The sequence below is a fragment of the Frankia sp. CgKIO3 genome (assembly GCF_977946435.1).
Genome location: NZ_CDWTMO010000012.1, coordinates 39,182 through 48,335, shown reverse-complemented (window position 1 = coordinate 48,335; position 9,154 = coordinate 39,182). Strand labels below are relative to the sequence as shown.

The 9,154-nt window shown below is 70.9% G+C and carries 8 protein-coding genes and 1 pseudogene; 5 read left to right on the top strand and 4 right to left on the bottom strand.

Annotated elements, in window-relative coordinates; genetic code table 11:
* Positions 1-30 precede the first annotated feature (30 nt).
* The 3 genes and pseudogenes from AC08OJ_RS03020 to AC08OJ_RS03010 all read right to left on the bottom strand — a co-directional run.
* Positions 31-363 (bottom strand): annotated as a pseudogene (locus AC08OJ_RS03020) (GTP-binding protein); the annotation flags it as partial.
* 49 nt (positions 364-412) lie between these two features.
* Entirely contained in the window at positions 413-1,483 is a 1,071-nt protein-coding gene (gene tsaD / locus AC08OJ_RS03015) for a tRNA (adenosine(37)-N6)-threonylcarbamoyltransferase complex transferase subunit TsaD (RefSeq protein ID WP_476595011.1), read from the bottom strand.
* A gap of 81 nt (positions 1,484-1,564) precedes the next feature.
* A complete protein-coding gene (locus tag AC08OJ_RS03010) occupies positions 1,565-2,086 on the bottom strand; it encodes a Fur family transcriptional regulator (protein ID WP_476595010.1) in 522 nt (173 codons plus the stop codon).
* 24 nt (positions 2,087-2,110) lie between these two features.
* Here AC08OJ_RS03010 and def point away from each other — a divergent pair, with 24 nt between their 5' ends.
* From def to cobF, 4 genes are all read left to right on the top strand, one after another.
* Positions 2,111-2,722, top strand: coding sequence for a peptide deformylase (def, locus tag AC08OJ_RS03005; RefSeq protein ID WP_476591967.1), 612 nt, complete (start codon positions 2,111-2,113; stop codon positions 2,720-2,722).
* A gap of 227 nt (positions 2,723-2,949) precedes the next feature.
* Positions 2,950-3,912, top strand: coding sequence for an LLM class F420-dependent oxidoreductase (locus AC08OJ_RS03000; protein WP_476595009.1), 963 nt, complete (start codon positions 2,950-2,952; stop codon positions 3,910-3,912).
* Positions 3,913-3,987: 75 nt separating this feature from the next.
* The gene (locus tag AC08OJ_RS02995) at positions 3,988-5,727 is read left to right on the top strand and encodes an FAD-binding oxidoreductase (protein WP_476595008.1); all 1,740 of its coding nucleotides are present in this window, start codon (positions 3,988-3,990) and stop codon (positions 5,725-5,727) included.
* Position 5,728: 1 nt separating this feature from the next.
* On the top strand, positions 5,729-6,493 hold the full coding sequence (gene cobF / locus AC08OJ_RS02990; RefSeq protein ID WP_476591970.1) for a precorrin-6A synthase (deacetylating): 765 nt from the start codon (positions 5,729-5,731) through the stop codon (positions 6,491-6,493).
* 149 nt (positions 6,494-6,642) lie between these two features.
* Here cobF and AC08OJ_RS02985 read toward each other — a convergent pair whose 3' ends face one another.
* Positions 6,643-7,461: a class I SAM-dependent methyltransferase gene (locus tag AC08OJ_RS02985; RefSeq protein WP_476595007.1), complete on the bottom strand. Its 819-nt coding sequence runs from the start codon at positions 7,459-7,461 to the stop codon at positions 6,643-6,645.
* 143 nt (positions 7,462-7,604) lie between these two features.
* On the opposite strand from AC08OJ_RS02985, the gene AC08OJ_RS02980 reads away from it, so the two are divergent.
* On the top strand, positions 7,605-8,963 hold the full coding sequence (locus AC08OJ_RS02980; RefSeq protein ID WP_476595006.1) for a M20/M25/M40 family metallo-hydrolase: 1,359 nt from the start codon (positions 7,605-7,607) through the stop codon (positions 8,961-8,963).
* Positions 8,964-9,154: the final 191 nt, after the last annotated feature.

Sequence of the window (9,154 nt, the reverse complement as noted above, 5' to 3'; positions counted from 1 at the left end):
CCAAACACAGATCAAATGATCAACTTATTTAATGACGATCCCCAGGGGGCCGGTGTCGGTCTCCAGGTCCTCGACCATGTCCAGGTTCGCGGTGATGTCGTCGCGAATCGCGGTGTGCGGGCAGCAGCCGGTCTCGACCGCGCGGATCCGTTCGGGATCGAGCACGCCGGCCCGGCGCAGGAAGTCGGCGTCCTCGGTGGTGTAGATGTCGTTCGTCACCACCCCGATGCGTAGGCTCGACGACAGGGCCCGGCACAGCGCGGCGACCAGGGCCGTCTTACCGCTGCCCACCGGGCCGCCGACCCCGATCCGCACCGGCTGGTCCCGCACCGGCCCGCCCGCCGCTTCTCTGGAACTCCTCATGCCCGAGGTGCATCGTCGCGCTTCTCCCGTTCGAGGGACCCGTCGGTGCTCACGCGGCATGCAGGGCCGGCAGCGCGACGCCGAGCTGGGCCCGTTCGAGGAACGCGCCCGGCCTGGCGGTGAGCTCGGCGGGGGAGGGCTCGGCGCCGGCGCGGACGAGCAGGTCACCCAACGTCGCGATCATCACGCCGTTGTCCGTGCACCGCCGACGGGCCGGTATCCGCAGCCGCAGGCCGGTCTGCTCGCAGCGGCTGGCCGCCAGCGCCCGCAGTCGGCTGTTCGCCGCGACCCCGCCGACGATGAGCAGGTCACCGATCCCGTGGTCGAGGCAGACACGGACCGCTTTGGCGGTGAGCACGTCGACGACCGCCTCCTGGAAGGAAGCGATCACATCGCCGGCCGGTATGGGGGAGTCGGGATGCGACTCGACCCGCCGGGCGACGGCGGTCTTCAGTCCCGAGAACGAGAAGGTGTAGGGCGCGTCCGCCCGGCCGGTCAGCGGCCGGGGGAAGGCCAGCGCCGTCGCATCGTGGCCGACCGCGGCCCGGTCGACCGCGGGACCGCCCGGATAGGGCAGGCCGAGCACCCGGGCGACCTTGTCGAAGCACTCTCCGGCCGCGTCGTCAAGCGTGTCGCCGAGGTGGATGATCGGGTCGCGGGCGAGGTCCCCCACCCGCAGTAGCGACGTGTGCCCGCCGGAGACGATCAGGGCAATGAGGGGATCGGGCAGCGGTTCGCCGTCGACGAGGTCCGCGGCGAGGTGACCGGCGAGATGGTGCACGCCGTAGAGGGGAACGTCGAGCGCCGTGGCGTACGCCTTCGCCGCGGCCACCCCGACGTGCAGGGCGGTGGCGAGGCCGGGGCCGGCGGTGACTGCGATGGCGCCGATGTCCGCCGCGGACAGCCCCGCCGAAGACAGCGCCGCGCGCACGCAGGGCACCAGCGCCTGCACGTGGGCCCGGGCGGCGATCTCGGGGACCACTCCGCCGTAGCGGGCGTGCTGGTCCATGCTCGTCGACAGGGCCTCGCCCAGCAGCGTGCCGTTCCGGACGAGCCCCACCCCGGTCTCGTCGCAGGACGTCTCGATGCCCAGCACGACCGGGCCCTGCTCCGGCGACATCCCCGCGGCCTCCTCGCGATAGTCGGTACCTGCGAGATTACGCCGGTGCGAGGCCCTCGCCGCGCCGCCCGCGGGCCCTCGTCACGCGGGTGCGAGGTCCCCGTCTACGGACGGGGCCCTCGCCGAACAGGCGCGGCACCGGCCGGCAAGGGCGGCGTGGTCGGGCTGCAGGGTGAACCCGACGGTGGTGGCGAGCCGGCGCGCGACGTCGTCGAGCAGGTCCGCGGGCACGTCGAGGATCGTGCCGCAGGAGCGGCACCGGACGTGCAGGTGGGCGCCGCCGGTGAGGGCCGCCGCCAGATGGTAGACGGCCGGCCCGTGGTCGGGGTGGACGTGGGTGACCAGGCCGAGGTCGCCGAGGGTCTCCACCGCGCGATAGACGGTGGTGCGGTGCAGGCCCGGGACGATCGTCTCCGCCCGGGCGAAGACGTCGTCGACGGACAGGTGCTCGCTCGTGTCGGCGAGCACCTGGAGCACCGCCCGGCGGGCTGGGGTGACCCGCTCCCCGCGGGCGCGCAACGCGGCGATCCCGGCGGCGGACGGATCGCCACGCCGGCCGTCACGATCCGTCCGACTGTCCTTCACGATCCAGGTGTCCTTCACGATTCACGTGGCACAGTGTCCCGCATGACCGTGCTCCCGATCCGCACTGTTGGTGATCCCGTTCTGCGCACTCCGACCACGCTGGTCACGGAGTTCGGCACTGCGCTCGGTCGGCTGGTCACCGACATGATCGACACCATGTACGACGCGCCCGGGGTGGGGCTCGCCGCCCCGCAGATCGGGGTCGGGCTGCGCCTGTTCGTCTTCGACGTCGACTACGACCCGCGTGACGAGTCGGTCCCACGGGTGCCACGGATGGTGGTGAACCCGGTGCTGGAACTCGGCCCGGACCCGGGGCAGCCTGGGGAGGCCCGGCAGCCCGGCGGGACCCAGCAGCACGACCCGGAGGGATGCCTGTCCGTCCCGGGGCTGCACTTCCCGACCACGCGGGCGCTGGCCGCGCGGGTCCGTGGGGTGGACGTTAGGGGGCAGCCGGTCGAGTACGCCGGTGAGGGCCTGCTTGCGCGCTGCTTCCAGCACGAGGTCGACCATCTCGACGGGATCCTCTACGTCGACCGGCTGACCGGGGAGGCGCGCCGTGCCGCCGTCCAGGCGCTGCGCGAGCCGCCGCCGACCCCGGAGCAGGCACGGGCGGCCGGCGAGTACCTGCGGTCGCGGCGCCGGTCGGGCCGGTGATGGTCAGGCGCCGGTCGGGTCGGGCCGGTGACGGCCAGGTATCGGTCGGGCCGGGCCGGGTGATGGTCAGGCACCGGCCGGGTCGCGCCGGGGACGGTCAACGGCGGTCGCCGGTCGCCCGACGGGCTATCTTGGTACCCGCCTCGTCCTCGAGGATGTCACCGGCGAGTGCCCGTCCTCGAGGTGTCCCATCCTGGAGATGCCCCGGTGAGTGAGGAGTGACTGCGGTGACCGAGGTCTCCGGCGGGCCGTACAAACGGCCGTTCCGGTTCAACATCCAGTGTTCCTCCCCCGCCGAGGTGAGCGCCCGGTCATGGGCCGACCTCGCCCGCCGGGTCGAGGATCTCGGCTACGCGACGTTGACCGTCTCCGACCATCTCGACGAGCAGGTCGCGCCGATCGCGGCGCTGATGGCCGCGGCCGACGCGACGACGACGCTGCGGATCGGCGCGATGGTGTTCAGCAACGACTACCGCCATCCGGTGGTGCTGGCCAAAGAGGCAGCGACCCTCGACGCGCTGTCCGGCGGACGGTTCGAACTCGGCCTCGGAGCCGGCTGGATGACCTCCGACTACTCCCGAGCCGGTCTGCCGCTCGACCCGCCGGGGGCGCGCATCGGCCGGCTTGCCGAGTCCCTCGCTGTCATCAAGGGGATGTTCGCCGACGGGCCGTTCACCTACAGCGGCACCCACTACCAGGTCGTCGGCCTGAACGGGACGCCGAAGCCGGTGCAGCGGCCCCACCCGCCGATCGTGATCGGTGGTGGCGGGCGCCGGCTGCTGACCCTCGCCGCCCGCGAGGCCGACATCATCGGGCTGAACATGAACATGGTCGGCGGAGTGATCGATGCCTCGCTCGGCGCCAACGCGACGACGGCGGCGACCGAGGAGAAGGTCCGCTGGATCCGGGAGGCCGCCGGCGCCCGTTGGGACGATCTCACCCTTCAGGTCCGCATCCACCTCGTCGTCGTCACCGACAACCGCACCCAGGTTGCCGAGCAGCTGGCCGCCGGGTTCGGGCTCACCTCCGAACAGGCGCTCGCGACCCCGCACGCGCTGTGCGGGTCGGTCGACGAGATCGTCGACGACCTCGTCGAGCGCCGCGAGCGTTTCGGCCTCAGCACGATCGGGGTCTCCCTGGACGCGTTGACCGCCATGGCGCCGGTCGTCGAACGCCTCGCCGGCACCTGAGCGGTCCGCCGCCCTCCCCCTTAGCCCTTCCCTGGAGTCGTCGTCCTCCGTCCCGTCCCTGTCGAGGAGCCATCGTTGGTCACGCACATGAAGTGGTGGGGCTGGGGCAAGGAGAGTGTCTCCTTCAGCCACAGTGACAAGCCCGACCTCGCGCCGTTCATCCGCACGCACATCGGGCTCGACATCACCCACCCGCCGGCCCAGCCACCGGCCTTCGCGGACCTGACGATCGCGGACCCCGTGCTGCCGGAGTCGCTGCGCGTCGCGCTCGTCGACGCCGCCGGTGCGGAGCACGTCACCACCGACGCACAGGCGCGGGTCGTGCACGCCTACGGCAAGAGCCTGCGAGACCTCGTCCGGGTTCGTAACCACGACCTCGGCCGGCTGCCCGACGTCGTCGTCTACCCGGGAGACGAGGGGGCGGTCCGGGCGGTGCTGGCCGCGGCGCTGGCCTCGGACGCGGTCGTCATCCCGTTCGGCGGCGGCACCAACATCTCCGGCAGTCTCGAGGCGCCGCGCGCTGAGACCCGCCCGGTGATCTCCGTCGACCTCGGCCGGCTCGACCGGGTGCTGGAGATCGACGCCGACGCCCGCCTCGCCCGCATCCAGGCCGGCGCCCTCGGCCCGGACCTGGAGGAGCAGCTGGCCGCGCAGAGCTGGACGCTCGGCCACTTCCCGGACAGCTTCGCCCACTCCACCCTCGGCGGCTGGATCGCCACCCGCTCGTCGGGCATGCAGTCCGACAAGTACGGCGATATCGCGGAGATCACCAGGGCGGTGCGGGTGGTGACCCCTGCCGGGGTACTCGTCACCCGGCCCGTGCCCAGCCAGTCGACCGGCCCGAGCGTGCGGGAGATGATTCTCGGCAGCGAGGGGCGGCTCGGGATCATCACCGAGGCCACCGTGCAGGTGCACCGGGTGCCCGAGCAGCGCGTGATCCTCGGCTACTTCTTCCCGACCTGGGACGCGGCACTGCTGGCCATGCGGGAGATCGCCGCGAGCGAGGCCGCGCCGACGGTTACCCGGGTCTCCGACGCCAACGAGACGCGGTTCTCCTTCGCCACCCGCAAGCGCGGCTCCCTGGCCTCGAGTCTCGTCTCGGCCGGTATGAAGCAGTACCTGCGCCGGGTCCGCAGGTACGACCTCGATCAGATGTGCCTGTCGTTCATTGGCTTCGAGGGTTCACCCGCGCACGTCAAGGCCCAGCGCAAGCTGGTCGGGGCGATCGTCGCGCGCCGGGGCGGGATCTGTGTCGGCACCGGCCCGGGGCAGCTCTACGACCAGAAGAAGTTCGACACCCCGTACATCCGGGACTTCCTGCTCGGCCAGGGCGCGATGGCCGACGTGTCGGAGACGTCGACGTCCTGGTCGCAGCTCGGCCCGCTGTACCGGGGGGTGGTCGCACGGGCGAACAAGGCGTTCGCCGAGATCGGCGTGACCGGTTGGATCATGTGCCACCTGTCGCACTCGTACCACTCCGGGGCCTGCCTGTACTTCACGTTCGCCTACGCCTCCCCGGTGACGCTGGAGGCGATCGGCGGGTACGACACGGTGAAGTCCGCGATCCAGCAAGGCTTCATCGAGCATGCCGGCACCCTGTCCCACCACCACGCGGTCGGTGTCGAGCATGCGCGCTGGCTCGCCGACGACATCTCACCAGCCGGCGTGCGCCTGCTCACGGCGCTGTTCGACGGCATCGACCCGGGCCGCAACCTCAACCCCGGCAAGATCGTCCCAGGGGTGGGCGCCGCCCCGGGCCCGGCAGCTACGGCGGGCCCGGATTCGGTGAGCACGGCCGGGTCCGATCCGCGCTGAGATGCGCACGATCCTCGTCATTGGCATCGGTGCCGGCGACCCCGACCAGCTGACGATCCAGGCCGTCAGGGCGCTGAACCGGGCCGACGTCTTCTTTGTCCTGGACAAGGGGGCGGCGAAGGAGGACCTGGTCCGGCTGCGGCGGGAGATCCTCGACCGGCACGTCGAGGGGAACGGCTACCGGATCGTCGAGGCCCGTGACCCGAGCCGCGACCGGTCCCCGACGGACTACACTGCCGCCGTCGAGGACTGGCATTCCCGCCGGGCCGCGCTGTACGAGCGGATGATGCTCGACGAGCTGGGCGAGGACGGCTGCGGGGCGTTCCTGGTCTGGGGTGATCCGTCGCTGTATGACAGCACGCTGCGCATCATCGACCGGATCGTGGCGCGGGGCGTGGTGCGGTTCGACTACGAGGTGATCCCGGGGATCACCAGCGTGCAGGCGCTCGCCGCCAGCCACCGGCTGATCCTGAACCGGATCGGCGGCCCGGTCGAGATCACGACCGGTCGCCGGCTCGCCGCCGGATTCCCGCCGGGGGTCGACGACGTCGTCGTCATGCTCGATGCCGAGAATACCTTCCTGGCCCTGCCTGCCGACGACGTCGACATCTACTGGGGCGCCTACCTCGGCACCCCGGACGAGGTCCTGCTGCACGGTCCGGTCGCCGAGGTCGGCGGACTGATCGAACGGACCCGCGCCGAGGCCCGCGAGCGTAAAGGCTGGATCATGGATACCTACCTGCTCCGCCGCCGTCCTGCCGTCTGACCTGTTCTGACTTGCTCTTGCCCTTGTCTTTCCAGAGGGATAAATCGGACACGAAAGGCTCTGGAAAGGCAAGGAGGGCGAGGAGGAAAGGTGATAGCGGCTTCTCGTCAATCTGAAGACCGGGCCGCCGATCAGGGCGGAGACGTCCGTCAGAAGTCCAGCCGGTAGAAGGCCGCCATCCGTCGCAGGGCGGGGGCCAGCGTCGCCACCGCGGCCATCACACGATAGCCCGCCGGCAGCGTCCCGGACCGGTCAAGGTCGAAAGCGCTCATGGCGGTCACGCACCGCAGCCGGGGGTCGATCGCCTCAAGTTCCGCGCAGCTGTCGATGCCCCAGGAGACGGTCGCCCCGGCGGCCTGGATCGTCTTGTTGAACCGCTGCATCCGGATACCGCGTCTGCTGAGGGCGTCGAAGACCAACTGGCCGCCGGGGGAGTGTTGGACGATCCGGCGGAGGACTGCCGTGCCTTCGTCCTCGCGGAGGTACATGGTCAGGCCTTCGGCGACCATCAGCACGGGAAGATCACTCGGTATCTGCGCCAGCCAGGACGGGTCGGTCACGGACGAGCCGAGCAGCGTGTAACCCTGACGCGGTGGGTACAGCTGCCGGCGTAGATCCATCACATTGGGGTAGTCCACGTCGAACCAGCGCACGCCGGGGCCGGGGTCGAGGCGGTAGGCGCGGGTGTCCAGGCCGCAGCTCAGGTGCAGCACGGTGGCTTTCGGATGCGTGGTGAGGAACTCGCGGGTCCACTCGTCGAAGTGCCTGGCCCTGAGCGCGACGAGGGCGTGTTCGCTGCGGCGCAGACCGGTTCTGGTGAAGTCAAAGTCGATCTTTTTGACGGCGTCCAGAGCCATGGTGTCGTGCAGGATGGGGTCAGCCGACCCGGCGTCCAGCGCTCTGCCGTACAGCGTCGCCAGCAGCGTCGCTTTCTCGCCCTGCAGGTGCGGCGTTGGCACGGGTGCCATGCTATGCCCGCGCTATGCCGGTCGTCCCGCGGGACGGCGCAATGCTGCAGCGGGACGCGCAATGCTGCAGGCTGGTTACGACTCTGCTTCACGGTACGGCCCGAATCCGGCGGCTGCACCCCCGACGGGGCAGACTAGGCGGCATGGCGAGTGCGTCCACGACCCCCCCCGACCGCACCGGTGGCCTGCGCCTGCCGGTGACCGCCCCGTCGGCGGAGGGCGAGGTGGTCGAGCTCTGTCGGGAGATGCTCCGCTTCGAGTCGGTTAACCGTGGCAACGGCGACGGCAACGAGCGTCCGATCGCGGAGTACGTCGCGGCGAAGCTCGCGGAGGTGGGCCTCGAGCCGACCCTGCTGGAGTCGGCTCCGGGCCGCACCAGCGTGGTGACCCGGCTGGAGGGGGCGGATCCCTCGCGTGCGCCGTTGCTCGTCCACGGTCATCTCGACGTGGTGCCGGCGGATGCCAGCGAGTGGCGCCTGCCGCCATTCGCTGGCGAGGAGGCCGACGGCTGCCTGTGGGGCCGGGGCGCGGTGGACATGAAGGACATGGACGCGATGACCCTCGCGGTCATCCGCGACATCGTCCGCACCGGCCGCAGGCCACCCCGGGACCTCGTCGTCGCCTTCGTCGCGGACGAGGAGGCCGGCGGTGCCCTCGGGGCGCGCTGGCTCGTCGAGAACCATCCCGACCTGTTCGCCGACTGCTCTGAGGCGATCAGCGAGGTCGGCGGGTTCTCCTACACCGTCTCCGACGACCTGCGCCTTTACCTCATCGAGACGGCGGAGAAGGGCATCGCCTGGATGAAGCTGACCGCGGCCGGCCGGGCCGGCCACGGTTCGATGATCAGCGATGACAACGCGGTGACGGCGCTGTGCGAGGCGGTGGCGAGGCTCGGCCGGCACACCTTCCCGCTGGTCATGACCCCGACGGTCCGGGTGTTCCTGAACTCCCTCGGGGAGGCGCTCGGCATCGAGTTCGACCTGGACGACCTGGAGGCGACCGTCGCGAAGCTCGGCCCGATCGCCCGGATGATCGGCGCTACGCTGCGTAACACCGCCAACCCGACCCAGCTCGAGGCCGGTCATAAGGTCAACGTGATCCCGGGCGAGGCCACCGCCTACGTCGATGGTCGCTATCTGCCCGGTCAGGAGGAGGAGTTCATCCGCCAGCTCGACGAGATTCTCGGGCCGGACATCCGTCGCGAATGGGTCGTCCACGACCAGGCGTTGGAGACCAGCTTCGACGGCGCGCTGGTGGAGGCGATGGCCACGTCGCTGCGCGCCGAGGACCCGATCGCCCGGGCCGTGCCCTACATGCTCTCCGGCGGTACGGACGCGAAGTCCTTCTCCCGGCTCGGCATCCGCTGCTTCGGGTTCTCCCCGTTGCTGCTGCCGCCCGACCTGGACTTCTCCGGCATGTTCCACGGGGTGGACGAACGGGTGCCGCTCGACTCGCTGCGTTTCGGCGTCCGCGTCCTCGACCACTTCCTGCACGCATCCTGACCCGGACCTCCTGACCCGAACCTGCCGGTACGGCTTGACGAGATGCCACCGTCCGCGCGCGGAGCACCATCCGCGTATGCGTCATCGTTAATGCATGACATGATGGGGGTATGGCTGGCGATCCGCTGTCCAGCATCGGCGTCGGAGCTCCGGTGGGCGTCGGAGTTCCGGTGGGCGCAGACGCGGACTAC